The sequence below is a fragment of the Pseudomonas sp. IzPS59 genome, assembly GCF_014863505.1.
In the GTDB taxonomy this organism is placed as follows: Bacteria; Pseudomonadota; Gammaproteobacteria; order Pseudomonadales; family Pseudomonadaceae; genus Aquipseudomonas; species Aquipseudomonas kribbensis.
Genome location: NZ_CP062251.1, coordinates 4,009,507 through 4,036,304 on the forward strand (window position 1 = coordinate 4,009,507; position 26,798 = coordinate 4,036,304).

19 protein-coding genes are annotated in these 26,798 nt (G+C 61.1%); 7 read left to right on the forward strand and 12 right to left on the reverse strand.

The window, feature by feature from the left end; translation table 11 throughout:
- Window positions 1-249: 249 nt before the first annotated feature.
- Together IF189_RS17960 and IF189_RS17965 are read left to right on the forward strand one after the other, a co-directional pair.
- Window positions 250-2,100, forward strand: coding sequence for a sigma-54-dependent Fis family transcriptional regulator (locus tag IF189_RS17960; protein ID WP_192552014.1), 1,851 nt, complete (start codon window positions 250-252; stop codon window positions 2,098-2,100).
- A 133-nt stretch (window positions 2,101-2,233) separates the two neighbouring features.
- A complete protein-coding gene (locus tag IF189_RS17965) occupies window positions 2,234-3,106 on the forward strand; it encodes an undecaprenyl-diphosphate phosphatase (protein ID WP_085712416.1) in 873 nt (290 codons plus the stop codon).
- Window positions 3,107-3,173: 67 nt separating this feature from the next.
- Here IF189_RS17965 and IF189_RS17970 read toward each other — a convergent pair whose 3' ends face one another.
- The 3 genes from IF189_RS17970 to IF189_RS17980 form a co-directional block, all read right to left on the reverse strand.
- Window positions 3,174-4,379, reverse strand: coding sequence for an MFS transporter (locus IF189_RS17970; protein WP_134827382.1), 1,206 nt, complete (start codon window positions 4,377-4,379; stop codon window positions 3,174-3,176).
- Between the two features lie 173 nt (window positions 4,380-4,552).
- Entirely contained in the window at window positions 4,553-5,935 is a 1,383-nt protein-coding gene (gene cysS / locus IF189_RS17975) for a cysteine--tRNA ligase (protein WP_134827383.1), read from the reverse strand.
- A 20-nt stretch (window positions 5,936-5,955) separates the two neighbouring features.
- The gene (locus tag IF189_RS17980) at window positions 5,956-7,656 is read right to left on the reverse strand and encodes a glutamine--tRNA ligase/YqeY domain fusion protein (RefSeq protein ID WP_134827384.1); all 1,701 of its coding nucleotides are present in this window, start codon (window positions 7,654-7,656) and stop codon (window positions 5,956-5,958) included.
- A gap of 251 nt (window positions 7,657-7,907) precedes the next feature.
- Between IF189_RS17980 and IF189_RS17985 the strand changes: the two genes are divergently transcribed.
- Complete coding sequence (locus tag IF189_RS17985) at window positions 7,908-8,414, forward strand: peptidylprolyl isomerase (RefSeq protein WP_085712420.1); 507 nt, start codon at window positions 7,908-7,910, stop codon at window positions 8,412-8,414.
- Complete coding sequence (gene lpxH, locus IF189_RS17990) at window positions 8,411-9,157, forward strand: UDP-2,3-diacylglucosamine diphosphatase (RefSeq protein WP_134827385.1); 747 nt, start codon at window positions 8,411-8,413, stop codon at window positions 9,155-9,157. The genes IF189_RS17985 and lpxH overlap by 4 nt, the downstream gene beginning before the upstream one ends.
- 233 nt (window positions 9,158-9,390) lie before the next feature.
- On the opposite strand, the gene IF189_RS17995 is transcribed toward lpxH, so the two are convergent.
- The 8 genes from IF189_RS17995 to IF189_RS18030 form a co-directional block, all read right to left on the reverse strand.
- Complete coding sequence (locus tag IF189_RS17995; RefSeq protein WP_134827386.1) at window positions 9,391-10,920, reverse strand: DHA2 family efflux MFS transporter permease subunit; 1,530 nt, start codon at window positions 10,918-10,920, stop codon at window positions 9,391-9,393.
- Between the two features lie 144 nt (window positions 10,921-11,064).
- Complete coding sequence (locus tag IF189_RS18000) at window positions 11,065-12,267, reverse strand: efflux RND transporter periplasmic adaptor subunit (protein ID WP_085712423.1); 1,203 nt, start codon at window positions 12,265-12,267, stop codon at window positions 11,065-11,067.
- 15 nt (window positions 12,268-12,282) lie between these two features.
- The gene (locus IF189_RS18005) at window positions 12,283-13,752 is read right to left on the reverse strand and encodes an efflux transporter outer membrane subunit (protein WP_134827388.1); all 1,470 of its coding nucleotides are present in this window, start codon (window positions 13,750-13,752) and stop codon (window positions 12,283-12,285) included.
- A complete protein-coding gene (locus tag IF189_RS18010) occupies window positions 13,742-14,224 on the reverse strand; it encodes a MarR family winged helix-turn-helix transcriptional regulator (RefSeq protein WP_085712425.1) in 483 nt (160 codons plus the stop codon). Before IF189_RS18010 ends, IF189_RS18005 begins: the two co-directional genes overlap by 11 nt.
- A 150-nt stretch (window positions 14,225-14,374) precedes the next feature.
- Window positions 14,375-15,697, reverse strand: coding sequence for a hypothetical protein (locus IF189_RS18015; protein WP_192552015.1), 1,323 nt, complete (start codon window positions 15,695-15,697; stop codon window positions 14,375-14,377).
- A 119-nt stretch (window positions 15,698-15,816) separates the two neighbouring features.
- Window positions 15,817-19,491, reverse strand: coding sequence for a translocation/assembly module TamB domain-containing protein (locus IF189_RS18020; RefSeq protein WP_192552016.1), 3,675 nt, complete (start codon window positions 19,489-19,491; stop codon window positions 15,817-15,819).
- Window positions 19,488-21,215 carry an autotransporter assembly complex protein TamA gene (locus IF189_RS18025; RefSeq protein ID WP_119428995.1) on the reverse strand — a complete coding sequence of 576 codons (1,728 nt, stop codon included), beginning with the start codon at window positions 21,213-21,215 and terminating at the stop codon, window positions 19,488-19,490. The genes IF189_RS18020 and IF189_RS18025 overlap by 4 nt, the downstream gene beginning before the upstream one ends.
- 66 nt (window positions 21,216-21,281) lie before the next feature.
- Entirely contained in the window at window positions 21,282-21,932 is a 651-nt protein-coding gene (locus IF189_RS18030) for a GNAT family N-acetyltransferase (protein ID WP_085712429.1), read from the reverse strand.
- A 174-nt stretch (window positions 21,933-22,106) separates the two neighbouring features.
- Between IF189_RS18030 and xthA the strand changes: the two genes are divergently transcribed.
- Together xthA and IF189_RS18040 are read left to right on the forward strand one after the other, a co-directional pair.
- Window positions 22,107-22,919, forward strand: coding sequence for an exodeoxyribonuclease III (gene xthA, locus IF189_RS18035; RefSeq protein WP_085712430.1), 813 nt, complete (start codon window positions 22,107-22,109; stop codon window positions 22,917-22,919).
- 120 nt (window positions 22,920-23,039) lie between these two features.
- Window positions 23,040-24,374, forward strand: coding sequence for a substrate-binding domain-containing protein (locus tag IF189_RS18040; protein WP_192553594.1), 1,335 nt, complete (start codon window positions 23,040-23,042; stop codon window positions 24,372-24,374).
- Window positions 24,375-24,424: 50 nt separating this feature from the next.
- Here IF189_RS18040 and IF189_RS18045 read toward each other — a convergent pair whose 3' ends face one another.
- Window positions 24,425-25,654, reverse strand: coding sequence for an acyl-CoA dehydrogenase (locus IF189_RS18045; protein WP_041075051.1), 1,230 nt, complete (start codon window positions 25,652-25,654; stop codon window positions 24,425-24,427).
- 177 nt (window positions 25,655-25,831) lie between these two features.
- Between IF189_RS18045 and IF189_RS18050 the strand changes: the two genes are divergently transcribed.
- Window positions 25,832-26,776, forward strand: coding sequence for a LysR family transcriptional regulator (locus IF189_RS18050; protein ID WP_011334997.1), 945 nt, complete (start codon window positions 25,832-25,834; stop codon window positions 26,774-26,776).
- Window positions 26,777-26,798: the final 22 nt, after the last annotated feature.

A 26,798-nucleotide genomic window follows, 5' to 3' on the forward strand; every position in this document is an offset into this window, starting at 1 on the left:
GGCTCGGCCTTTTTATTATTGGAGTCAAGCGACGTGTGCAAGAGAGCGACATTCGTGCCAGAAATCCCAAGCCGTTGATTCGCCCCGAAAATCGCCAAAAACGCGGATAAGCCACCTTCATTGCTGAACACATTTGAACAGTTCAACGATTGACAATGAACAATAGTGAACAACACTCTATCGATGCTTTTCAGGTCCCGAGGGGCCTCATAACAATAATAAAAACGCTGCTTTCAGAGGCTGACTGCCATGTCCGCACCTGCCCCGCCGCTTTCCCACGAAGCCATCGTCCAGGACTCCTGGTCCCGTTGCCGCGCCTTCGGTCTCAAGCATCAAAGTGCACCGGCATTCGACCAGTTGCCCGCCTCCGGTATCGCGCAGTTGCTCGACAGTCACCATTCGCTGGTGCAGACCACCCATCAGGAAGTGCTGCCGTACTACGAGAATATCCTGAGCAACTCCAACTGCCTGATCATGCTGGCCGACAATCAGGGCCAGGTGCTGACGTCCTGGGGCACCCAGCGCTTTATCGAGCCTAATCTGGCACGGGGTTTTCAGGCCGGGGCAAGCTGGATGGAACACGCCAGCGGCACCAATGCCATCGGCACGGCGCTGGCCTGCGAGCAGGCGGTGCATATCGAGCACGACGAGCATTTCCTCAAGGCCAACCGTTTCATGACCGGCTCCGCCGCGCCGATCTTCAACGCCGAGCGCAAGGTCATCGCCGTGCTCGATGTGTCGAGCGACAGCTACCTGCCGCCCTCCCACACCCTCGGCATGGTCAAGATGATGAGCCAGACCGTGGAGAACCGGCTGATCCTCAACCTGTTCCATGGCCAGCATTTTCAACTGACCTTCAACACCGGGTTGAACAACCTCGACAGCCAATGGGCGGGTTTGCTGATTTTCGATGAGAGCGGTCAGGTGCTGTCAGCCAACCGCCGGGCCGACAATTTGTTGGGCGTGCGGCTGTCGCGGGTGAGTGTCGAGAGTCTGTTCAAGGTGTCGTTGCTGGAGTTGCTGAATCAGCCGGACGGGTTGCCGTTTTCCTTGCAGACGTCGGGGCGCAATCGATTCCAGTGCCTGTTGAAGCGGCCCAAGCAGGCACCCATTCAAGCACGAGTGTTTGCGGAGTCCGGACCCACCGAACCGAAAGTCGCCGCACCGACGGGAATCAGCCTGAGCACCCTGCACTTCGGCGACAGCCGCGTGGAAAAAGCCGTGCGTCAGGCCGAGCGCCTGCTGGAAAAAGACATTCCGCTGTTGATCCACGGAGAAACCGGCGTCGGCAAGGAAGTCTTCGTCAAAGCCCTGCACCACGCCAGTTCCCGCAGCAAACAGGCATTCATCGCCGTGAACTGCGCAGCGATCCCCGCCGAACTGGTGGAGTCCGAATTGTTCGGCTACGAGAAAGGCGCCTTCACCGGCGCCAACCAGAAAGGCAGCATCGGCCTGATCCGCAAGGCCGACAAGGGCACGCTGTTCCTCGACGAGATCGGCGACATGCCGCTGCCGACCCAGGCCCGCCTGTTGCGGGTATTGCAGGAACGTTGCGTGCAACCGGTGGGCAGCAGCGAGTTGTTTCCGGTGGATCTGCGGATCATCTCCGCCACCAACCGCTCGTTGCGCGAACAGGTGCAACTGGGGCGCTTTCGCGAGGATTTGTACTACCGCATCGGCGGCCTGACCCTGGAACTGCCACCGCTGCGCGAACGCAGTGACAAACAAGCGTTGTTCAAGCGCTTGTGGGAACAACATCGCGAACCGACGCAATGGGCGGGATTGAGTCGCGAAGTATTGGAATTGTTCGACCGGCATCCATGGCCGGGCAATCTGCGCCAGGTCAGCAGCGTGATGCAGGTGGCGCTGGCCATGGCCGAAGAGCAACCGGTAAGACCTGAGCATTTACCGGATGATTTCTTTGTCGATCTGGAGATGGAGCCGCTGGAAACGCCAGAGCCCTTGGGTATCGATCTGAATGACAGCGAGGCGTTGAATCGGGAACTGCAGGCGGCAGGGGGCAATATTTCCCATCTGGCTCGGCGGTTGGGGGTGAGCCGCAATACCCTTTATAAACGCTTGCGCCAGGCTGAAGGCTGACTGCCGCTCGCGAAGGCGTCAGTCCCGCCCCCCTAAAAAACCCTTCACTGCACCCATTGACCGTACCAGCTAGACTGTGACGAAATGTTTCAGGTTTTCGCCCCCTCTTCCTGATCCTCACAGGGTAAGTTCTTTGACCAACATCTGTTCTACCGGCCTTGATATCGGCTTCGCCTCGCTGGATTACCTGCAGATCGGCATCCTCGGCGTCATTCAAGGCATCACCGAATTGCTGCCCGTTTCCTCCACCGCCCACATGCGCATCGTTCCGGCCCTTCTTGGCTGGCCGGATCCCGGCTCGGCGTTTTCCGCCGCCATGCAACTGGCCGCACTGGCGGCGGTGGTCAGTTATTTCTGGCGCGATGTGAGACAGGTCGCGACCGGCAGTCTGGAGGCAGTGCGACAACGGGATTTCAACAATCAATGGTTCATCCTCGCGGTAGCCATCGTGCTGGCGACTATCCCCATCGGTATTGCCGGCATCGCCTTGTCGTCGACGCTCAATGCCTGCAACTCGCCGTTGCGCGGTTTGATGGTGATCGGGATTTCCTGCGTGGTGATGGCGGTGCTGCTGGCCATCGCCGAACTCACCTGTCGCCATCGCCGCACAGTGGGCGAAATGCGTCTGCGCGATGCGCTGATCGTGGGTATCGCTCAGATCGGGGCGCTGATTCCCGGCGTTTCGCGCTCCGGGTCGACGCTGACGGCGGCGTTGTTCCTTAACTTCAAACGTGAGGAAGCAGCACGCTTCTCCTTCCTGCTCGGGCTGCCGGCCATCGCGCTGGCGGGGTTGAAGGAGTTGTGGGTGTTGTTCCATGCGCAATTGCCGGCGCAAGCCTGGGCACACCTGATTTTCGGGCTGGTGATTGCCAGTATCTCGGCGTTTTTCGCGATCTGGGGCCTGATGCGGTTTCTGGAGAAATTCTCCACCTGGCCATTCGTGATTTACCGCGCAGTACTGGGGATTTTCCTGATTGTCGCGGTCAGCACCGGGCTCTTGAGTTAAGGCCCGCCGCAAAAAACAAAACCCGCCTGGTGCGGGTTTTGTTTTTTGTGGCTTCATACAACGCAGGTTACTGGCAGGTCGGTTCAACACTCGTTGATACGGCACCCAAGGTACGCAGCCCGGCCAGCACCACTATCAGCATCCCCAGCCCGGCGAAAACGGCGACGCCGAAACCGGCCCGAGCGCCATAGGCATCAACGATCAAACCCGAGAGCAAACCACCCAGGGCGACGCCGATGCTGATGCCGGTGGTCATCCATGTCAGCCCTTCGGTAATCCTCGACGGCGGGATGATGATCGTCCCCAGCTTCATGACCACGACCATGGTTGGCGCAAAGGATATGCCGGCGATAAACAGCATCGCCGAGAGGACATAAACGTCAGGTGAGAACAGCGGCAATACGCCTGTGATGGCCGTGACCAATATCCCGATAAAGAACTGCTTCTCTATCGGCAGGGTAACCCTCAAGGCACCGAACGTCAGGCCCGCCACCAGTGAGCCGAACGCATAGGCGGCGAGGATGAAGGTCGCTGAGGCAGGCCAGCCTTGCGCATTGGCGAAGGCGACGACGGCGACATCGATCGAGCCTCCGATTGCGCCCATCGCCAACAGCGCCAGCACGATGGTGGGAACGCCGGGAATCAGCAGGGTTGAACCTGTATGCCTTGTATGGCCCACAACAACCTTGGGTTCGGTCTGACGCTGCAGGAGAAACGCCGTCACCCCGACGGCCAGCAGCCCGACTGCGACCAGCGGCCCGGCTTCGGCAAAAAGACTCACGCTCAAACCGATCGCCAGGGGTGGGCCGATGATGTAAGCGAGTTCGGTCAGCACCGTATCCAGGGAGAACGCCGTGTGCAGCTGCGGCTTGCCCCGGAACAGTTGCGTCCAGCGGGCACGGATCATCGACGGCATGCTCGGCATGGTGCCCGCCAATGCAGCCAGAACAAAAAGTAATGCCGCCGGTGCTCTCATATAGACGGCAAAGATCAGCGCCAGCAGCATGCCGATGCTGAAAGTCGTCACGACAGGCAGCACACGGCTCTGGCCACGCTGATCGACGAGTTTCGAGATGTACGGGCCGATCAGTGCATTGGCGAGGGTGAACGTTCCGGCGACTGCACCGGCCAGCCAGTAGATACCGGTTTGCTCCACCAACATGGTAATGATGCCAATGCCGATCATCGCCTGCGGTAATCGTGCGATAGCGCTCGCGAGCACCAACCCCGTTGCGCCGGGGGTTGTCAGGAGTTCGCGATAGTGGTTTGCCATGATTTCTCCATCCCATAAACGTCGCCGACCAGCATCCCGCTACAAGGGCTGCTGCCCATGTTGGTCGCGTCAGTCATCAAGACCTACGCGCAGAGTAAAAGCAACACCACCTGAACAGCAGAAAAACAAAAACCCGCACAAGGCGGGTTTTGTTTTGAAGCCAAACACAACAATCAGTCAGCCAGACGCCAGGTCGTGCCGCCCTTGCCGTCTTCCAGCACCACGCCCATGGCGGTGAGCTGGTCGCGGATGCGGTCGGATTCGGCCCAGTCCTTGCCGGCACGTGCCGCCAGACGCGCAGCGATCAGCGCTTCGACTTCGGCTGCATCGACACGCCCTTCGGCGCCGGCCTGAAGGAAGTCATCGGCTTCGAGCTGCAACACACCCAGCACGCTGGCCAGTTCTTTCAGGCGTGCCGCCAGACCGGCCGCCGCATCGAGATCGCTCTCGCGCAGACGGTTGATCTCGCGCACCATCTCGAACAGCACCGCGCAGGCTTCCGGCGTGCCGAAGTCGTCGTTCATCACCGTAGTGAAACGCTCGACGAAGGCTTCGCCGCCCGCCGGAGCAACGCTCGGCAGACCTTTCAACGCGTGGTAGAAACGCTCCAGTGCGCCCTTGGCGTCCTTGAGGTTGTCTTCCGAGTAGTTGATCGCGCTGCGGTAGTGGCTCGACACCAGCAGGTAACGCACGACTTCCGGGTGGTACTTGTCGAGCACGTCGCGAATGGTGAAGAAGTTGTTCAAGGACTTGGACATCTTCTCGCCATTGATACGGATCATGCCGCAATGCATCCACGCGTTGGCGTAGGTCTTGCCGGTGGCCGCTTCGCTCTGGGCGATTTCGTTTTCGTGGTGCGGGAACTCGAGGTCGCTGCCGCCGCCATGAATGTCGAAAGTCTCACCGAGGCAGCAGGTGGACATCACCGAGCACTCGATGTGCCAGCCCGGACGCCCGGCGCCCCACGGCGACTCCCAGCTCGGCTCGCCCGGCTTGACGCCTTTCCACAGCACGAAGTCCAGCGGATCCTCCTTGGCTTCGTCGACCTCGATCCGCGCACCGATGCGCAGGTCTTCGATCTTCTTGCGCGAGAGCTTGCCGTAGCCCATGAACTTGCCGACGCGGTAGTACACGTCGCCATTGCCCGGGGCGTAGGCGAAACCCTTGTCGATCAGGGTCTGGATCATCGCGTGCATGCCAGGGATGTGATCCGTGGCGCGCGGCTCCATGTCCGGCTTCTTGATGTTCAGACGCGCTTCGTCTTCGTGCATCGCGGCGATCATGCGCTCGGTCAACGCTTCGAACGACTCGCCGTTCTCGTTGGCACGGTTGATGATCTTGTCGTCGATGTCGGTGATGTTGCGCACGTAGGTCAGGTCATAACCGCTGAACCGCAACCAGCGGGTCACCAGGTCGAACGCGACCATGCTGCGGCCGTGGCCCAGGTGGCAGTAGTCGTACACGGTCATCCCGCAGACGTACATGCGCACCTTGTTGCCATCCAGCGGCTTGAAGACTTCTTTGCTCTTGGTGAGCGTGTTGTAGATCGAAAGCACGATGGTTCCTTAAGACTTGATCACTGGCCCCACGAATCACGCAGGGTCACGGTACGGTTGAATACCGGATGACCTGGTTTCGAGTCCTTGATATCCGCGACGAAGTAGCCTTCACGCTCGAACTGGAAACGGTCTTCCGGCTGTGCATTGCCCAGCGAGGGTTCAGCACGACAACCGGTCAGCACTTGCAGTGAGTCAGGGTTGATGTTGTCCAGGAAACTCGCGCTGTCTTCGGCCTTCTCCGGGTTCGGAGAACGGAACAGGCGATCGTACAGACGCACTTCGCACTCGACGCTGGCAGCGGCCGGCACCCAGTGGATCACGCCCTTGACCTTGCGGCCTTCAGGGTTCTTGCCCAGGGTGTCCGGATCGTAGGAGCAACGCAGCTCGACGATGTTGCCGTCGGCGTCCTTGATCGCTTCGTCGGCACGGATCACGTAGCTGCCACGCAGACGCACTTCGCCGTTCGGCTCCAGGCGCTTGTAGCCTTTTGGCGGCTCTTCCATGAAGTCATCACGGTCGATGTAGATTTCACGGGCGAACGGCAGCTGGCGCACGCCGAGTTCTTCTTTCTGCGGATGACGCGGCAGTTCGAGGTTTTCGACCTGGTCTTCCGGGTAGTTGGTGATCACGACCTTCAACGGACGCAGCACGCACATGGCGCGCGGAGCGTTGGCGTCCAGGTCCTGACGGATGCTGAACTCGAGCATGCCGAAGTCGACCACACCGTCGGAACGGTTGGTGCCGATCATGTCGCAGAAGTTGCGGATCGACGCCGGGGTGTAGCCACGGCGGCGGAAGCCCGACAGCGTGGACATGCGCGGATCGTCCCAGCCATTGACGTGCTTCTCATCGACCAGTTGCTTGAGCTTGCGCTTGCTGGTGATGGTGTAGTTGAGGTTCAGACGGCTGAATTCGTACTGACGCGGGTGCGCCGGCACTGGCAGTGCGTCGAGGAACCACTCGTACAGCGGACGATGGCTTTCGAACTCCAGGGTGCAGATCGAGTGGGTGATGCCTTCGATGGCGTCCGACTGACCGTGGGTGAAGTCGTAGTTCGGGTAGATGCACCACTTGTCACCGGTCTGGTGGTGATGAGCGTGGCGGATGCGGTACATGATCGGGTCGCGCAGGTTCATGTTCGGCGAGGCCATGTCGATCTTGGCGCGCAGCACGCGGGCACCGTCCGGGAACTCACCGGCGCGCATGCGGGCGAACCAGTCCAGGTTCTCTTCCACCGAACGGTCGCGGAACGGGCTGTTCTTGCCCGGCTCGGTCAGGCTGCCGCGGTATTCCTTGGCCTGCTCAGGCGTCAGGTCGTCGACGTAGGCCTTGCCGGCCTTGATCAGCTCGACGGCCCAGTCGTGCAACTGGTCGAAGTATTGCGAGGCGTAGCGCACTTCGCCGGACCATTCGAAGCCCAGCCATTTGACGTCGCTTTCGATCGCGTCGATGTATTCCTGGTCTTCCTTGGCCGGGTTGGTGTCGTCGAAACGCAGGTGCGTGACGCCGCCGAACTCCTGGGCCAGGCCGAAGTTCACGCAGATCGACTTGGCGTGGCCGATGTGCAGGTAGCCGTTGGGCTCAGGCGGGAAACGGGTGACGATCTGGGTGTGCTTGCCCGAGTCCAGGTCTGCCTGGATGATCGGCCGCAGGAAATTGACCGGCACGGCAGGGCCGGACTTGGCATTCGAGGTAGGGTCGACAGTGGGCTTGCTCATAGGATCCTTGACTTACATGTGCGCGGCCGCAAAGGGGGCCAGACAAAACAAAGCCGCTATCATAGCCGATGCTGTCAAGGGGCTGACAGAGCAGGCTCTTATAAAGGTATGCATTTAATCGCCGGCAATTGAAAAACAGCCTCGAAATTCGCGCCTGTCACGCTAAACTGCGCTCCTTGGCCGAAGCAGGCTGAACCGGTTGCGGGGTGTGAGGCTCCAAGACCACGAATTCCTTATGAAGAGTACTGACCATGACTCAAGTCAAACTGACCACCAACCACGGTGACATCGTCATCGAACTGAACGCTGAAAAAGCCCCGATCACCGTGGCCAACTTCATCGAATACGTCAAAGCCGGTCACTACGAAAACACCGTTTTCCACCGTGTCATCGGTAACTTCATGATCCAGGGCGGCGGTTTCGAGCCAGGCATGAAGGAAAAGAAAGACAAGCGTCCAAGCATTCAGAACGAAGCCGACAACGGTCTTTCCAACGACAAGTACACCATCGCCATGGCCCGCACCATGGAGCCGCATTCGGCATCCGCGCAGTTCTTCATCAACGTGGCCGACAACAGCTTCCTGAACCACAGCGGCAAGAACGTTCAAGGCTGGGGCTACGCGGTATTCGGTAAAGTGACCGCCGGTACTGAAGTGGTCGACAGCATCAAGAAAGTCTCGACCGGCTCCAAGGCTGGCCACCAGGACGTACCAAGCGACGACGTGATCATCGAGAAAGCCGAGATCATCGAAGCGTGATATTGCTGATTTCAGACTTGCATCTGGAAGAGGAGCGCCCGGACATCACCCGGGCGTTTCTGGATTTGCTCGCCGGACGCGCCCGCTCGGCGAGTGCTCTGTACATTCTGGGCGACTTTTTCGAGGCGTGGATTGGCGACGATGCCATGACACCCTTCCAGCGTTCCATCTGCCAGGCCCTGCGCGAATTGAGCGACAGCGGCACGGCCATATTTCTGATGCACGGCAATCGCGACTTCCTGCTCGGCAAGGCTTTCTGCAAGGAAGCCGGCTGCACGCTGTTGAAGGATCCGAGTGTCGTGCAGCTCGCAGGCGAGCCGGTGCTGCTGATGCACGGCGACAGCCTCTGCACCCGCGACGAAGCCTATATGAAGCTGCGTCGCTACCTGCGCAACCCGGTGACTCTGTTCATCCTGCGGCACCTGCCGTTGAGCACCCGCCACAAACTGGCGCGCAAGTTGCGCAGTGAGAGCCGGGCGCAGACGCGGATGAAGGCCAATGACATCGTCGATGTCACGCCGGAAGAAATTCCGCGGATCATGCAGGAATACGGGGTGAAAACCCTGGTCCACGGGCACACCCACCGCCCGGCCATCCACAAGTTGCAGATCGGCGATCAGGCGGCGAAGCGGATTGTGCTGGGAGACTGGGATCGTCAGGGCTGGACGTTGCAGGTGGATGAGAACGGGTTTGTGTTGGCGCCTTTCGACTTCGCGCCGCCGCTGGCATTGCCGCACGGCTGAAGATCGCTCCCCCTCACCCCAGCCCTCCCGAAACGTCGGACCGCCCCCAAGGGGGCGAGGGGGAAAGGGAGCCGATCTTCGTAGTTTTCAGAATCTGAGTTCGACTCTGTTTCGCAAATTCGCAATTCAGGGCCTGTGTTCAACTCGATCTGTCAGGTCGGCGTACCTCGAAAGAACGCCTCGGTCAGTCCCCTCTCCCCCCGGGAGAGGGTTAGGGTGAGGGGCTTTTGATCTTAGTGCCCGGACGCAGCAGGACCTGCTTTAGCAGCAAACGGTGGCTTGGCCAGCCAGACAATCAAGATCAACCCCATGAACCCCCACCCCAACAGCGTGAAGTAATCCACGGTCGAAAGCATATACGCCTGACTGGTCAGCACATGATCCAGCTGCGCATACGCCGGATTCCCCGCCCCGCCCAGATTGTTCAGCGCTTCCCGGGTCGTCGGCTCATAGGTGCTGATGCTCTCACTCATGTAGGCATGATGCTGGTCCGCCCGGCGAATCCAGATCCACGTGGTCAACGACGCCGCAAAGCTGCCGCCCAGTGTCCGCAGGAACGTCGCCAGACCGGCGCCGTCGGCGATCTGGCTCGGCGGCAGGTCCGACATCAGGATGCTCAGGGTCGGCATGAAGAACAGCGCCACACCGATGCCCATGAACAGTTGCACCAGCGCGATGTGCTGAAAGTCCACCTCGCTGGTGAACTCGGCACGCATGAAGCAGCTCAGGCCGATCGCCAGGAACGCCAGCCCGGCCAGCAGGCGCAGGTCGAACTTGTGCGCGTACTTGCCGACAAACGGTGACAGCACCACCGGCAGAATGCCGATTGGCGCCACCGCCAGACCGGCCCAAGTCGCGGTGTAGCCCATCTGGGTCTGCAACCACTGCGGCAGGATCAGGTTGATGCCGAAGAACCCGGCGTAACCCAACACCAGCACCAGCGTGCCGATGCGGAAGTTGCGGTGGGCGAACAGGCGCAGATTGACCACCGGATGCCGGTCGGTCATTTCCCAGATCACGAACACTGCCAGAGCAATCACCGAAATCGCCGCGCCGATGATGATGAAGTTCGATTCGAACCAGTCCAGGTCATTGCCTTTGTCGAGAATCACCTGCAACGCACCGACGCCGATGATCAGCGTAATCAACCCGACGTAGTCCATCGGCTGACGGCTGGTCACCACCGGACGCTTGGCCAGTTGCGAACGCACCACCATCACCGCGAACACGCCGATCGGCACGTTGATGAAAAAGATCCACGGCCAGCTGTAACTGTCGGTGATCCAGCCGCCGAGAATCGGGCCGGCAATCGGCGCCACCACCGTAACCATCGCCAATAACGCCAGGGCCATCCCTCGTCTGGCGGGCGGATACACCGCGATCAGCAGCGTCTGGGTCATCGGGTACAGCGGCCCGGCCACCAGCCCCTGCAGGACACGGAAGCCGATCAGCTCAGGCATCGAAGTGGAAATGCCGCAGAGGAACGAGGCCAGCACGAACAGCATGGTGGCCCAGAGAAACAGCTTCACCTCGCCGAAACGCCGGCTCAGCCAGCCGGTGAGCGGCAGCGCGATGGCGTTGCTCACGGCGAACGAGGTAATGACCCAGGTGCCCTGCTCCGAACTCACGCCGAGGTTGCCGGAAATGGTCGGCAGCGCCACGTTGGCGATGGTGGTGTCGAGCACTTGCATGAAGGTCGCCAGCGACAGACCAATGGTGCTGAGCAACAGGCTGGGCGGCGAAAAAGAGGCGTTATTGCTCATCGCGAATCCTTTGGAACCGGGTTGACGCTGTGCCCTGTGGGAGCGGGCTTGCCCGCGATAGCGGATTCACATTCGACATGTGTGTTGAATGTTGCGCCGTCATCGCGGGCAAGCCCGCTCCCACAGGGTCGGAGTAAGGGCGAATCAGCGTTGCGCGGTCTTGCTGACTGCAGCGCTGTTGTCGTGGATCAGTTGCGCGATCATCGCGTCGGCTTCGCCCAGTTGGCGGTCGTAGACGCTGGTGCTGAACGAGGCCTGTTGCGGCGGCTGCTGGGCCAGTACCGGGCCGCTCTGGTCGTGCAGGTTGACCTCGACATTGGTCGACAGACCGACGCGCAGCGGATGCTTGGCCAGTTCTTCGGCGTTGATGTGGATCCGCACCGGTACACGCTGCACGATCTTGATCCAGTTACCAGTGGCGTTCTGCGCCGGCAACAGAGCGAACGCACTGCCGGTGCCCGCGCCGAGGCTGTCGACGGTGCCGCTGAATTTCACGTCGCTGCCGTAGATATCGGATTCGATGTCCACCGGTTGGCCGATGCGCATGTCACGCAGCTGGGTTTCCTTGAAGTTGGCGTCGATCCACAGCTGATCCAGCGGAATCACCGCCATCAGCGCGGTGCCCGGCTGTACGCGTTGGCCGAGCTGCACGGTGCGCTTGGCGACGTAACCGGTAACCGGTGCGATCAGCGTGCTGCGAGCGTTGGTCAGGTAAGCCTGACGCAGATCGGCAGCGGCCGACATCACGTCGGGGTGCGACGAAACCACGGTGTCATCCACCAGCGCGCTGGTGGTTTTCAGTTGCTGCTGGGCGTTGGCCAGGGCGTTTTGTGCCGAGGTCAGGTCATCGCGAGCATGGGACAGTTCTTCCTGGGAAATCGCGCCGCCGGCGGCGAGGTTTTTCCGGCGGTTGTAGTTGTCCTGGGCTTTCTGCACGTTCGCCTGTTGCGCGTTGACCTGGGCCTTCATGCCATCGACGTTGCTGTACAAACCGCGAACCTGACGCACGGTGCGCGCCAGTTTGGCCTGGGCACTTTGCAGGCCGACTTCGGCGTCGTTCGGGTCGAAGTTGACCAGTACCTGACCTTCGTGAACCAGATCGCCATCGTCGGCGCCGATGCTGACCACGGTGCCAGTCACCAGCGGGGTGATTTCCACGACGTTGCCGTTGACGTAGGCGTCGTCGGTGCTTTCGTTCCAGCGACCGATGAATTCGTGATACGCCCAGACGCCGGCACCGGCGAGGGCAACCACGACGGCCAGTACCAGCAGCATCACTTTACGTTTGCGCGGATTGCCGGTGTCGGGGGTGTTGTCTTGAGCTTGAGTGTTTTCGGCAGTGGCCATGACAAATACCTTGAATTAGTTGTGCGTGGTGGCTGGGCTGGCGTTGGCGGCGGTCAGGGTCTGCCCCTGAAAGCCGCCACCCAGCGCTTGCATCAGTTGAATCGACAGGTCGATCTGCTCGGCATTCAGGGTCGCCAGCTGACGCTGGGCCTGCAGCAATTGCTGCTCGATGCTGAGCACGTCCAGGTAGTTGCCGATTCCGGAACCGTAACGCTGGACCACGGTGTTGTAAGAATCCTGGGCAATCTCGGTCGCGTGCTGCTGGGCGCCGATCTGCCGGCCGATGTCACGCAACTGGTTGATGGTGTCGCCGACATCGCCCAGGGCTTTCACCAGGCTTTTGTTGTACTGCGCCACGGCCAGGTCGTAATCGGCGTCGCGAGCGTCGAGGTTGGCGCGCAGGCGGCCACCGTCGAAGATCGGCAGCGAAATGGTCGGGGCGATATTGAAGAAACGACTGGCGGAACCGAACATCGCGTCACCCAATAACGATTCGGCACCAGCGGTGGCCGACAGGTTCAAGTTGGGATAGAAGCGGGTCTTGGCCGAGTCGATGTCCTTGCTCGCGGCCTCGACACGCCAGCGCGCGGCGACCAGATCCGGGCGACGGCCCAGCAATTCTGCCGGCAGTACCGAGGGCACAGCGACGGCACTGGCCTGCAGGACTTTCGGCCGGGCGATTTCGTTGCCGCGATCCGGGCCTTTGCCGAGCAATACGGCCAGAGCGATCTTCGCGCTGTTCAGGCGCTTCTCGGCGTCGATCAGGCTGGCTTCGGAGCTGGCTTCCAGGCTTTGGGTCTGCTGGAACTGGTACTGGCTGTCGATCCCCGAGCTCAAACGACGCTGGCTCAGGTCGAGCATCTGCTTGGTGCGCTTGAGGTCTTCGTTGGCCAGGTCATAAACGATATGGGCCTGACCCAGATCGCTGTAGGCCCGGGCCACGTCGGCGGCGAGGGTCAATTGCGCGGCCTGACGGTCGACTTCGGCAGCACGAGCCTGACCGAGCGCAGCTTCCCACGCGTCACGCTGACCGCCCCAGAGGTCGAAGTTGTAATTGAAACCGGCGCTGATGTTGCGCGTAGTGGCGTAGGCATCGCCCTGCCCTCGCGGGTCCTGATCCTTGGCCAGACGCGAACGGGTAATGCCGGCGCTGGCGTCGAGGGTCGGATAACGTTCGGCATCGGCGGCATACGCGGCAGCGCTGGCCTGATGGGCGCGGGCGTCGGCGATCTGCATGTCCGGGCTGTCGTGCAGGGCTTCGCGGATCAGGCCGTCGAGTTGCGGATCGCCGAGGCTGGTCCACCAGTCGCTCTTCGGCCACGCGGCCGGCGACAGCGTCACGCCATTGAGGGACTGGCCGACCTTGAGGTCTTTCGCATCAAGGTTTTTGCCATGGGTATCGAGGCCACTGTAGTTGGCGCAACCGGCGAGAATCATCGCCGACAGCACCAGTGTCAGGCTGCTGCGCAAGGTTTTACCGCTCATTGTGTTCACCTAACCGCTGGATGGTGATGGGGTCACCGGCCGCCAGCAAAATTTTCTTGAGGATGTATTCCAGGGTTTTCAACTCGTCCGGAGTAATGCCGCCGGCCAACTCGTTCATGGCGTCGGCACCGATGTGCGGCAGACGATCGGCCAGCGCCTGACCTTGCCCGGTGAGCTTCAACTGCACCTGACGGCGATCGCCTTCGCTGCGCTGGCGCACCAGGAAGTCTTTCTGCTCCAGACGGTCGAGCATGCGGGTCATCGAACCGCTGTCCAGCGACAGGTGCCGGCACAGCTCGGCCGGGGTGTCGACGCCGTACTGGGCCATGATGATCAACACCTTGAACTGCGCGGCGGTGATGCCGTGGGGTTCCATGTGGGTGTCGATGATCCTGTCCTTGAGCAAGGCTGCACGGCCGAGCAACAGGCCGAGATGGCAATGCTTGAATTCGTCCGGGGTGAAATGCTTCATGTGCGCACCTAATAACTGCCTAGGCAGTGAATGTATGTCGAGATGTTACTGCCTAGGCAGCGAATGTCAACGTAATAGTTAGGTTGCTTTGTAATTACTTGACCAGCGGACTGGGTTTTTCTGCCGGGCAGCGACTCGGCATGAAGTGGTTCAGGATTTGTCGGAGGGATGATTCATCGAGGGTGGCTGAAGGGGATGGACTTCCTGTCCACGCAAAGCGGTCGCCACATAACCGCAGGCGCGTCGGGCTCCCGCGTAAATGCCGTGCCAGCCCGGCGGTGCCGGTTCGATGGCCGCGTGCAATGCCAACGCATAATCGAGCACCAACCCCGGCGTCCAGGCCATGGCCTCGGCGCGCTTGCGCACCTGGGCCGCGACCCAGAATTCAGGACTGATGATGACCCGGGCAAAATCCAGCATGCTCGAATGCCCCCGGTTCATCGCGCCTTCCAGCGCCGCTTCCAGGCTGTGCGCAACGGCACTCGAGCAATTGCGACTGGTGAGGTTGTAGGTGGTGTTCTGCCGATAGTCCGCCCAGAACGCCTGAAGCCGTGCGGCATCGTAGTGCACGAAACTGACCTGAACCGACGACGGGCACCAGTCGGCAACTTCGCTCGCATAGTCCTGCAGAAACCTGCCGGGAACATCGTTGTTCGGCGTGGCCCGCAGCAACCGCACGAAATCCCCCGCCGAACGATCGATATCGTCCAGCGGGTAATGGCTGATATAGAGGTTCGGCCCATATTCCAGTGCCGCATGACCGGCGGAAATAACGCCATTGTTGTCGACGGCGGCGATGTAACGGTTGAGCAACCGGTTACGCACGAGGGTGTCGTCAACCGTACCGCTGGGCGTCCAGACGTGGATCACCAACGCGCCACCGTTTGCCGGTGCGTACACCGGGGAAGGTGCCACCGGCGTATGCCCGTTCCTGAACCGCAAGGCCTGCTGCAACAAGGCGCAGCCCGAAAGAAAAATGCTCATGCCAATGCAGAACGGCACCGTCCCCTTGTAAAGCGTCGGGTACGGCTCGAGGATGAACAGCGCGAAGCCGATCTCGAACAACCCCGCCAGCAGTGACATTTGCCAACCGACGAAGCGCACCACCACCGCAGCCGCCAGTCGAAAACCGCCGTCGAGCAGAAAAGCCGCACCGAACAGCACCGCGAGAATCAGGCCGGCAGCATGTTGCCGATCGACAATCAGCAGCCCCAACAGCAGAAAAGCCAGCCCCCGCGCCTTGCGCAAAGCCGCCGCCGTGCCGGTTTGCGGGGCCGGCACCAGCAGAATGATCAGGGCCTCGAGCAACAACAGATAGCCGAACACATGCAGCGGGAAGTACAGAACGCCGTCCAGTGCATCGATGAAGATCGCCACTCCGGCCGCGCCCCAGACAACACCGGTCAGCGCCAGTGCTGACCAGCGCCGGCGGACAAAGTCGTTACCGAGCAAAACCATACTCAAACGGACCATGGGTGCCCCCGGGGACGTTTCGGGCAGTCGCCATCTGCAGCCTTGAAGCTGAGGTCAGTCTAATACATCAAAAAAAAGCCGGATCGTGGTGACACGATCCGGCTCTGTGGGAACGCGGTCTAGAAGTCCCGCTTGTAGAAGATGTCCAGCGAACTGGCCACGCCGCTGGCGGCTTCGAGGTAGACCTTTTTGCTCAACTTGTAGCGCAAGGCGATGGTGTTGGCCGGCTCGAATACGCCGACGCCGTAACGCAGGCTGAGCTTCTCCGAGATATTGCCGCTGGCCACCACGCTGGTGGTGTTGCCGCTACCCTGGGTGTCGAGCTGGAAATCCTGGATGCCCAGATCCTTGGCCAGGTTGCTGGTCACCCCGGAACTGCCCATCAGCCCCAGACCCAGCGCCGCTTGCGCGAGCATGTTGTTGTCTTCGCCGTTGCTGCTCAGCGGACGCCCCAGCACCAGATAGGACAACGCCTGCTCCTGGCTCATCGCCGGCTCCGAGAAGATCTGCGTGGTCGGTTGCTCGGCGCTGCCGCTCAGGCGGATGCCGGCGATCACGTCGTCGGTCTGGCGAATCGCTTCGATGTCGAGATACGGCTGATCGATCGGCCCGGCAAACAACAGACGCGCACGGCGCACCGTCAGGCGCTGGCCGTAGGCACGGTAGCGCCCGTCGTTGAGCCAGAGTTCACCACGGGTGTCCATGTTGTCGCCGATGTGCACATGGCCTTGCAGATTGGCGGTCAGGCCGAAGCCGGCGAAACTCAGTTTGTCCTCGCCGACCACCACGTCGATGTCCATCTTCATGGCCATCGGTGGTTTGCCCTCTTCGGTCTGCGCGCCGACGATGATCGTGTCATCGGAGACTTTCACCGTCGATGGCGGCAACTCGCGCACGGTGATTTCGCCTCGGGGTACCAGCACCTTGCCGGCGATCGCCAGTTCGTCGCCGGCCATGGAAATCTTCAGGTCCGGCGCCACTTCAAGCTTGGCGTAGGGCTCGACGGTGACCGGCAGTTGCGTGCCCTTGAGCGCCAGATCCACCATCAGCGCCTGGCCCCAGGCGACGTTGCCGCTGAGGCTGCCCTGCCCGGTCTTGCCGCTCTTCCAGCCGCCGTCCAGGCGCACCGATTCGCCGGCGATCACCGCTTGCAGTCGCAGATCCTGCAACTGCAACGGCAGTTCCGGGCCGGACACTTCACCGTCACTGAGTTGCACGGTGCCGTTGACCAGTGGCGCGAGCAGGCCGCCTGAAATCGTGCCGCTGCCATTCAGGCGCCCGGTGAGTTTCTCGACCATCGGCACGAACGGCCGCGCCACCGACAGATCCAGCCCGCTGAGACGGAACGAGCCATTCAGCGGCTTGTTCTTCGGCAGCGGATTGAGCTGTGCCTGCACCATCAGCTCACCAAGTTTGCCACCGACGAAGTTGAGGTCGGTGTCGATGCGCTTCGGCGTGAGTTTGCTGGTGAGCTTGAGGGTCTGGTACGGGAAGTCCAGCCACTGATCCTTTTCCTTCATGCGCAAGGTGCCGCCGCTGGCATCGACGCTGATCTGGCCGTTCGGGCCGCTGGCCGGCAGGTCCAGTTGCAGGTCGGCATTGAGCTTGCCCTGCCAGGCGAAATCCTTGGGCAGCCATTGCGCCAGGCTTTCGATCGGGAATTGCTTGAGGTGGTAACGCAGCTTCGGCTCCGGCATCAAGCGCTGGTCTTCGCCGCACAGGCTGGCATTGCCGGACATCCAGCAATGGGCGCCGAAGTTGATCTTGGCGTCGGCCAGACGCTCGAGTTTCGCCGGGTTTTGCAGCTTCCAGTCCTGACCGCCGGCCTGAATGTCACCGCTGGCCAGACGCCCGCGCCAGTTGCCTTTATCCAGATTGCCGTCCAGGCCCAGTGCGAGTTTCAGCTTCGGCCCGAGCAGATCGAGGTTGAGCTTCTGATTTTTGATATCGCCCTGCGCGCTGACGGTCAGCACACCCAGGTTCGTGTCGCCAGCCTGGATGCCGCTGCCCTTCAGATCGATTTTCGCCCGCTGTGCGCTGTCGAGGGTGGCATCGAGGTTGAGGCTTTGCAGGCGATTGTCCTGGAACACCAGTTGCGAGCCTTGCAGATCGAGTTTGCCTTGCGGGGCTTTCAGCGTACCCGCGACATCGACCCGACCGTTGACCTGCCCGCGCAGTTGCGGCCAGAGCTGGGCCAGACGCGGCAGCTTGATGTCGATCTGCCCGGCGAGCTTCTGTTGCAGGCTGCCCTTGCCGTTGATGCTGTTGTCGCCGAGGCGGATTTGCAGGGCATTCAGATTCCACTGCTCGCCAGCGCCATCAGCCTTGGCTTGCAGCACCGCCGGTTGCCCGCGCAGTTTGCCTTTGAGATCGAGGTCGGCGTTGAAGCTCAGGCGCTCGTTCTTCATTTCGCCCGTGCTTTTCAGCGGCCCGGCCAGTGTGCCCGGCAGCTCCGCCATCCAGTAAGCCGGGTTGAGCGCGGACAGTTCCAGTGCCGTGTCCCAGGCGATACCGTCGGCAAACTGCACGTTCACATGCCCTTCGGCCTTGCCCTGCCCCGCTTCGAGCTTGAATTGCGGCAAGAAGATCTGCTTGAGATTGCCGCTGAACGGACTGCTCAGGCTGAACGCCCCGGCCGGGCCATCCAGTGCGGCGGCGAAATTGCCGAGGTATTGGCCGTCGGTGTAGGAGACTTCCCCAGTGAACGTGCGCAAGGCGACTTGCGGCTCGTCGATCTCGGAATAGAGCCGATGCCACGGGAAATCCTGCCAATTGATGTTGGCCTGGGCGCTGAGGCCTTTGCTCCAATCGACATTGCCAGTGAGTTTGAGGCTTTGCTTGTCATTGGCCGTCAGGTCGAGGCCGGCGACTTGCGCACCCTTGGCGTCAACCTTGCCTTTGAGCAACAGCGCTACCGGGCCTTTGTCGGCTGGCAGCGTCGCATTGCCGAGCAATTGGTAACCGTTTTTCAGGTCGCCTTCGCCGGTCAATACCAGTTGATTGAGTTGCAGAGTGTCCGGCAGGTCGGCGCTCGGTTTGAACGCTTCCGAAGTGATGCGCACCTTGGCCGGCAGGTTTTCCGCCAGCGGTTGCAGCTCGCCGCTCAACTGGCCGTCGAGGTAGCCACGGCTGTCGGCGTGCAGGTTGAGGGTCTTGAGCAGATCGCCATCGACTTTCAGTCCCAGCGTCCATGGACCGGTGCCCGGTGACGGCAAGGTCAGATCACCGGCAATGTTCAACGGCCAGTTACCGGTGGGCTGCAACAGGCCGGAAAGATTCAGGCTCAGGTCGTCGCGCTGCAGTTTCACGCTGTCGATCTGCATGCCCTTGGCAGTCCAGTGCGCCGCCAGTTGCAGGCCTTTGAGCTGTTCGCTTCCGTTGAACAGCAGGCTGCCGACCTGCACGTCACCCAGCTCGATGGCCACCGGCAATTGCAGGTCCGGCAGTTTGATCGGACCGCTGTCGGTGGTTTCTTCGCCGGGCGGGAATTGCAGAATGACCTGATCGGCCTTGAGCTGCTCAATGCACAGCGTCATGCGTGTCAGGCACAGCGGCGACCATTCGAAGATCGGCTTGTTGAGCTCGACGCGGCTGCCATCCTGTTGCCAGAGCAAATGATCGGCGCTCCACTGTCCACCGAGGCGACCCTGGAAATTATCGACACTCAAACCCGGAACCAGACCCAGCACCCAACGGCTGCCAGCCTGGGTGCCGAGTACAGCGGCAATACTCAATACAATCAGCAGCACCAGCGACAACAGCGCCAGCGCCGAAATTTTCAAACCACGCTTCACAGCTCAGGCCCCATGGAAAAGTGCAGCCGGATGCCGCCATCGTCGTCCAGCGCATGGGCCAGGTCGAGGCGGATCGGCCCCACCGGCGAGACCCAGCGCACACCGATACCGACCCCGGTCTTGAGGTTCGGCAGTTCGAGTTTGTTGAAAGAGTTGCCCTGGTCGACGAAGGTCGCGACCCGCCATTTCTCGGCAATCGAGTATTGATACTCGACGCTGCCGGCCACCATGTAGCGCCCACCGATGCGGTCGCCTTTGGAGTTCTCCGGGGACAGGCTCTGATAGTCGTAACCACGCACACTCTGGTCGCCACCGGCGAAGAACCGCAGCGAGGGCGGCACCGAGCTGTAACCGTTAGTGGCGCTGCCACCGACCTGGACACGTCCAAGGAACCGGTGATTGTCGAACACCGTGGTCAGGCCTTTGATCAGCGCCGTGCCGTACAACAGGTTGTTGTCCGAACCGAGGCCTTCTTTCGCCACCTTGCTTTCGAAGGTCAGGCGATAACCGTTGTGCGGGTCGATGCGATTGTCACTTTTCAGGTAGGAGTAACTGATGCCGGGCATCAGCAAGGTACTCAGGCCCGAGTCGTCACCGAGCTGGTATTCCTCGCGCTGCCATTTCAGCGAGATCACCCGCTGCCAGCCGCTGGGCAGCTTGCTGTGCCATTCCGGGCCGAAGGTCAGCAGTTTGCTCAGGGTGTCGGAGCCGTCGATGTCTTCGTACTGATAACCGCCGGCCCAGCGCAGTTTGTCGGTCAACGGCGGGTCCAGCGGAATGTCGTAGAACAGACCGACGTTCTGCCGTGGCGCCGAGAGCTCGGCCTCCCAGCCGTAACTGTCGCCCTGCGGGTTGACCCAGTGACGGGTCCAGTTGGCCTTGATCCGCGGGCCGACGTCGGTGGAGTAACCGAGGCCGAGACCCATGGTGCGCGGCTTGCGGGTGTCGAGTTTGACCGCGACGGGGATTACGTCGTCCTTGGCGGCGGTCGGCGCCGCGTCGACCCGCACGCCTTCGAAGTAGCCGCTCGATTGCAGGTCACGGTTGAGTTCGGCGATCAGCTCGGAGTCGTAAGGCTCACCCGGTTTGAACGGCACCATGCGTTGCAGCAGGTCTTCGTCGAACGGTGTATCGCCCTCGAAACTGACCTTGCCCAGCGCATAACGCGGGCCGCTTTCGTAGATCAATTCGACATCGGCGACCCCGGCGCGGGGATCGACCATCAGTTTCTGGCTGGTGAAATGACCACTGAAGAAACCGAAACGCGAGGCCTGATTCTGGATCAGGCGCTTGGCGTCTTCGTAGCGGCCATGGTTGAGCACCGCGCCGGGCTTGAGCACGTCGCTTTTCGGTACACGAAAGGATTTGAGGGCGGCAGCGGGTCCGTCGACCCGCACGGTGACATTGCGCAGGCGAATCGGCTCGCCGGGATCGATCTTCAGCACCAGGCGCGGCTTTTCACCGCCCTTCACTTCGCTGTCGATCTGCGGCTGGTAGTAGCCCAAGGCCTGGGCGGCCTTGCGCGCCTGCTCTTCGGCACCGCGACTGAAGCGCTGCAAGGCTTCTTCGTCACGATCGCCGAGGCTGCCGATATAGCCTTCTATATTGGCCTTGAGTTCATCGTTGGACGGTTTGACCCGCACATCCAATTCACTTTGCGCCAGCGCCGCGCAGCTGGTTAACAGCATGAGCACGCCACTGGTAAATCTTCCTGGAAACTTCATAGGGGCGGATGCTATCACGTGCTTGGGAGCGTGATAGAACCAGACTTTTCTGAAAAAGTTCGATGGTTATGCCGTTGCAGTTTGCAACACCTGTGGATTGGCATGGAAAAACACGTGCTCACGTACCGGGCCGACGGCGACTTCGCCGATCTCCTCATACCCCTGACGTTTGTAAAACTCCAGGTAACGCGGATTGCCGGTATCGAGGATCACGCCCTGGGAGCTTTCATCCACCGCGCACCAGTTGTGCACCGCTTGCAGCAGCTGTTCACCGAAGTGTTTGCCCTGAAACTGTGGATGAACCCCCAGCAGCGGCAGCATGTGCACCGAGTCGGTCGGCACACAGGCTTCAACGGCGGCGTGATACTCCAGATAACGCCGGGTACAGCGGAAACCGGTGCTCAACACCATGCGCAAACGCCAGGCCCAACTTTCGGTGACGCCCAGACGCCGTTGTGGCGGCGCGATCAGGGCGATGCCGATCAACCGATCATTGACCAACAAGCCGATGGCCGGCAGATCCTGCAGGAAATGCTGTTTGACCAGTTCCCGCACCGTGGCACGCACCCGTTGCTCGTAACCCGGGCGTTCGGCCTCGAACAGATAAGCGAAGGTCGGCTCATGACGGTAAGCCTGATACAGCAAGGATCGCGCTTCACGGGAATAGCCGCGGTCGAGCATGTGGATGTCGGCGATGGCGGTCGAGGTTTCAGGCATGACGGTGATTCTCCCTGGACGGGACTCAACAGGCCCCGTTCTTGTTATACGAGCCTTGGGCTGAAGGGATCGTTCCCACACCCGAAAGACATTAGCAGCGCATATGGACTACCGCCACGCTGGCCCAGATCCTACATGTCAGCTAGCATCGCCCTTTTGCCAGGACTGCCGACCATGAAGATCGTTTCCTTCAACATCAACGGACTGCGGGCCCGCCCGCATCAGCTGGCGGCGCTGATCGAAAAGCATCAGCCGGACGTCATCGGCCTGCAGGAAACCAAGGTCCACGACGACCAGTTCCCGCTGGAAGAAGTGCGGGCCCTGGGTTATCACGTGTATTTCCACGGCCAGAAAGGCCATTACGGCGTTGCCCTGCTCTCGCGCCAGGAGCCGATTGCCGTGCACAAAGGCTTCGCCACCGATGAAGAAGACGCGCAGCGGCGCTTTATCTGGGGCACCTTCGCCGACGCCAACGGCGTGCCGGTGACGATCATGAACGGCTATTTCCCACAAGGTGAAAGCCGTGATCATCCGACCAAATTCCCCGCCAAACAGCGCTTCTACAGCGATCTGCAAACGCTGCTGGAAAGCCAGTTCAACAATGAACAGCCGCTGGTGGTGATGGGCGACGTGAACATTTCCCCGGAAGACTGCGACATCGGCATCGGCCCGGACAACATGAAGCGCTGGCTGAAAACCGGCAAATGCAGCTTCCTGCCGGAAGAGCGCGAGTGGATGGCCCGCCTGAAAAACTGGGGCCTGACCGACAGCTTCCGTCACCTGAACCCGGACGTGGCCGACGTCTTCAGCTGGTTCGACTACCGCAGCCGCGGCTTTGAAGACGAGCCGAAGCGTGGTCTGCGGATCGATGTGATTCTGGCGTCCCATGGTTTGCTGCCACGGGTGAAAGCCGCCGGTGTCGACTATGAACTGCGCGGAATGGAAAAGCCTTCGGATCATGCGCCGATCTGGCTGGAATTGAGCTGATAGCGCAATCACCGTAAATGGCTGTGGGAGTTCGCTCCCACAGCCTGAGCACTGTCATCTTTCAGAAACGTCCCTGACTTAATCTCCCCGGCAATCCCCTTGGCTGCATTCGGTGCCGGCATGACCCTGCGCGTTCTGTTCGTCTTTCTCCTGAGTGCCTGGCTGCAGGTTTCGGCCGCGGCATTGCCCATTCCCGAGAACGGCCCGGTATTGCGCATCCAGGGTTCCAACACCATCGGTGCGGCCCTCGGCCCGGCACTGGTTGAGGGACTGCTGGAAGAACAGGGGCTGGTGAAAGTCCACAGCGAAACCCCGGACACCGCCAACGAACAACGGGTCGTCGGCCTCACGGCTCAAGGTAAACGTGTGGTGGTGGAAATCGCCGCCCATGGTTCCAGCACCGGTTTCTCGGCACTCAAAAGCAACAGTGCCGATCTCGCTGCGTCTTCGCGCCCGATCAAGGACAGCGAACTCGCCAGCCTTGTTTCGCTTGGCGATCTGAAAAGCCCCGGCGCCGAGCAGGTCATCGCCATCGATGGCCTGGCGATCATCCTTCACCCCGACAATCCGCTGAATCAACTGAACACCGAGCAACTGGCGCGGATCTTCAGCGGCGAGGCCAAGACGTGGGAAGAACTCGGCGGCAAGGGTGGGACAATTCATCTGTATGCGCGGGATGATCAGTCCGGCACCTACGACACGTTCAAGGAACTTGTCCTCAGCCGTCGTGGGAAAACTCTGAACAGTTCGGCGAAACGTTTCGAGTCCAGCGAGCAATTGTCCGATGCGGTCAGCGCCGATCCACAAGGCATTGGCTTTATCGGCCTGCCCTATGTGCGGCAGGCCAAGGCCGTGGCCATCGTCGACGGGCAATCCCAGGCCATGCTGCCACTGGCCAGCCTGATCGCCACCGAAGACTATCCGCTGTCCCGCCGGCTGTTCTTCTATTTGCCACCCGACAATCAAAATCCGTGGGCCACCGCCTTGGTGGATTTTGCGCAAAGCCGTCAGGGCCAGGCGATTGTCGCGGCCAACGGCTTTATCGCCCAGACCGTGCACGCCATCTCGGTCACGCCGAATGCGCTGATGCCCGAGGGTTATCAATCCCTCAGCCGCCACGCCCAGCGTCTTACGGTGAATTTCCGTTTCGAAGAAGGCAGCGCCAGCCTCGACAACAAGGCCCGCCAGGATCTGGCCCGGGTGTTCGACTATATAAAGCACCACGACAAGACCGACCGCGCGGTAACACTGGTGGGATTCGGCGACGCCAAGGACGACCCGGCCCGGGCGGATCTGCTGTCGAAGCTGCGGGCGATGGCGGTACGCCGGGAGCTGGTGAAGAACGGCGTGGTGTTGCGCGAGGTGCGCGGGTTTGGTGCGCTGATGCCCGTGGCGACCAACAGCGGGGATGAAGGCCGGATCAAGAATCGGCGGGTTGAGGTGTGGGTTTACTGAGCTGACGCTGTCCGATCCCACGTTTTGCGTGGGACCGAACAGGTGCTGAATCAGCGCTCGCTACGCAGCATTTCCTTCGGCACGTACTTGCCGATCTCGAACTTGCCGATCGCCGCACGATGCACTTCGTCCGGGCCGTCGGCCAGGCGCAGGGTGCGTTGCATGGCGTACATGTAGGCCAGCGGGAAATCGTTCGACACCCCTGCCCCGCCATGAATCTGGATCGCCCGGTCGATCACCCGCAACGCGACGTTCGGCGCGACGACCTTGATCTGCGCGATTTCGCTCTTGGCGACCTTGTTGCCCACGGTGTCCATCATGTACGCCGCTTTCAGCGTCAGCAGGCGAGCCATGTCGATTTCCATCCGCGAGTCGGCGATCTTGTCGACGTTACCGCCCAGACGCGCCAGCGGTTTGCCGAACGCGGTGCGGCTCACCGAACGTTTGCACATCAGTTCCAGCGCACGTTCGGCCATGCCGATCGAACGCATGCAGTGGTGAATCCGGCCTGGGCCAAGGCGACCTTGAGCGATTTCGAAGCCGCGTCCTTCACCGAGCAGGACGTTTTCGTACGGCACCCGCACGTTGTCGAACAGCACTTCGGCGTGACCGTGGGGTGCGTCGTCGTAACCGAACACCGGCAGCGGACGGACGATCTTCACGCCGGGGGTGTCGACCGGCACCAAAATCATCGAGTGCTGGGCGTGGCGCGGGGCGTCGGGGTTGCTCAGGCCCATGAAGATCAAGATCTTGCAGCGCGGATCGCAGGCGCCGGAAGTCCACCATTTCTTGCCGTTGATGACCCACTCGTCACCATCGCGCACGGCACGGGCGGCCATGTTGGTGGCATCTGAAGACGCTACGTCCGGCTCGGTCATGGCGAACGCCGAGCGGATCTCGCCGCGCAGCAGCGGTTCGAGCCAGCGCTGTTTCTGTTCTTCGTTGGCGTAACGCACCAGCACTTCCATGTTGCCGGTGTCCGGCGCCGAGCAGTTGAACGGCTCGGGGCCGAGCAGCGAACGGCCCATGATTTCCGCCAATGGCGCGTATTCGAGGTTGGTCAGGCCGGCGCCGAGTTCCGACTCAGGCAGAAACAAATTCCACAGCCCTTCGGCCTTGGCCTTGGCCTTGAGCTCTTCCATGATTGCGGTCGGCTGCCAGCGGTCGCCCTCGGCAACCTGCCGTTCGAATACGGCTTCGGCCGGGTAAACGTAAGTGTCCATGAACGCGGTCACGCGCTCACGCAGTTCCTGAACCTTGGGCGAATAAGCGAAATCCATGAGCAATTACCTTCTGTGGCAGAGGTTGTTTAGGTCATGCAATCGATGCTAGAACAGCGCTGATAATTTACCTAGCCTATTCTCGGCGTGTATAAACATTCATCACCGATATATGATTGGTTGATTTTCCTGGCCGCCCTGACCCGCGCCATCCACCTATAAAAAGAGAGCCGCGTAATGAATCTGAGCAAGGTCGACCTCAACCTTTTCATCGTCTTCGACGCGATCTACACCGAAGCCAACCTGACCCGCGCCGGGCAGATTGTCGGCATTACCCAGCCGGCGGTGTCCAACGCATTGGCGCGGTTGCGCGAGACCTTCAACGACCCGCTCTTCGTACGCACGGCCCAGGGCATGGTGCCGACGCCCATGGCGCAGAACATCATCGGCCCGGTGCGTAACGCGCTGTCGCTGTTGCGGGTGTCGGTTCAGGAAAGCCGCATTTTCAACCCTTCGCAAGCGGTCAAGACCTACCGCATCAGCATGACCGACCTGACCGAAGCGGTGATTCTGCCGCCACTGTTCCAGCGCCTGCGTCGCCTGGCGCCGACGGTGATCATCGAAAGCTTCCTGTCCAAACGCCGGGAAACCACCAAGGAGCTGGCCGCCGGGCGCCTCGACTTTGCGGTGGATGCGCCGCTCAACACCGACCCGCAGGTGCGCCACGTCAAGCTGATGGAAGACCGTTACGTCTGCGCGATGCGCAAGGGTCATCCGCTGGCAACCAAGGAAAAATTCACCCTCGACGATTACCTGTCGCTGACCCACATTCATATTTCCAGCCGTCGCAGTGGCCTGGGCCACGTCGATCTGGCGCTGGGCAAAATGGGCATCCAGCGCAAGATCGCCCTGCGCTCGCAGCACTATCTGATGGCGTCCCAGGTGTTGCAGCAGACCGACATGGTGATGACCGTGCCGGAGCGTTTCGCCCGACGCCATGACCTGCACGCGTTCAATCTGCCGGTCAACGATGTGCCGCCGGTTGAAACCCATTTGTACTGGCACGAAAGCACCGATCAGGACCCGGCCAACCGCTGGATGCGCGAGCAGATGATCGAGCTGTGCCAGCAAGTGACGGCGCACGAGAAGAAGCTCGACAAGCTGCAGGCGCCCGCTACTTGACGTAAACGTCAACCTGCCATTA

What these genes read in the sequence shown, in the direction of transcription:
- IF189_RS17960 (WP_192552014.1), top strand. Translation starts at nt 250, where the DNA reads ATGTCCGCACCTGCCCCGCCGCTTTCCCACGAAGCCATCGTCCAGGAC.
- IF189_RS17970 (WP_134827382.1), bottom strand. Translation starts at nt 4,379, where the DNA reads ATGGCAAACCACTATCGCGAACTCCTGACAACCCCCGGCGCAACGGGG.
- IF189_RS17980 (WP_134827384.1), bottom strand. Translation starts at nt 7,656, where the DNA reads ATGAGCAAGCCCACTGTCGACCCTACCTCGAATGCCAAGTCCGGCCCT.
- IF189_RS17985 (WP_085712420.1), top strand. Translation starts at nt 7,908, where the DNA reads ATGACTCAAGTCAAACTGACCACCAACCACGGTGACATCGTCATCGAA.
- IF189_RS17995 (WP_134827386.1), bottom strand. Translation starts at nt 10,920, where the DNA reads ATGAGCAATAACGCCTCTTTTTCGCCGCCCAGCCTGTTGCTCAGCACC.
- IF189_RS18000 (WP_085712423.1), bottom strand. Translation starts at nt 12,267, where the DNA reads ATGGCCACTGCCGAAAACACTCAAGCTCAAGACAACACCCCCGACACC.
- IF189_RS18005 (WP_134827388.1), bottom strand. Translation starts at nt 13,752, where the DNA reads ATGAGCGGTAAAACCTTGCGCAGCAGCCTGACACTGGTGCTGTCGGCG.
- IF189_RS18010 (WP_085712425.1), bottom strand. Translation starts at nt 14,224, where the DNA reads ATGAAGCATTTCACCCCGGACGAATTCAAGCATTGCCATCTCGGCCTG.
- IF189_RS18015 (WP_192552015.1), bottom strand. Translation starts at nt 15,697, where the DNA reads ATGGTCCGTTTGAGTATGGTTTTGCTCGGTAACGACTTTGTCCGCCGG.
- IF189_RS18025 (WP_119428995.1), bottom strand. Translation starts at nt 21,215, where the DNA reads ATGAAGTTTCCAGGAAGATTTACCAGTGGCGTGCTCATGCTGTTAACC.
- IF189_RS18030 (WP_085712429.1), bottom strand. Translation starts at nt 21,932, where the DNA reads ATGCCTGAAACCTCGACCGCCATCGCCGACATCCACATGCTCGACCGC.
- xthA (WP_085712430.1), top strand. Translation starts at nt 22,107, where the DNA reads ATGAAGATCGTTTCCTTCAACATCAACGGACTGCGGGCCCGCCCGCAT.
- IF189_RS18040 (WP_192553594.1), top strand. Translation starts at nt 23,040, where the DNA reads ATGACCCTGCGCGTTCTGTTCGTCTTTCTCCTGAGTGCCTGGCTGCAG.
- IF189_RS18045 (WP_041075051.1), bottom strand. Translation starts at nt 25,654, where the DNA reads ATGGATTTCGCTTATTCGCCCAAGGTTCAGGAACTGCGTGAGCGCGTG.
- IF189_RS18050 (WP_011334997.1), top strand. Translation starts at nt 25,832, where the DNA reads ATGAATCTGAGCAAGGTCGACCTCAACCTTTTCATCGTCTTCGACGCG.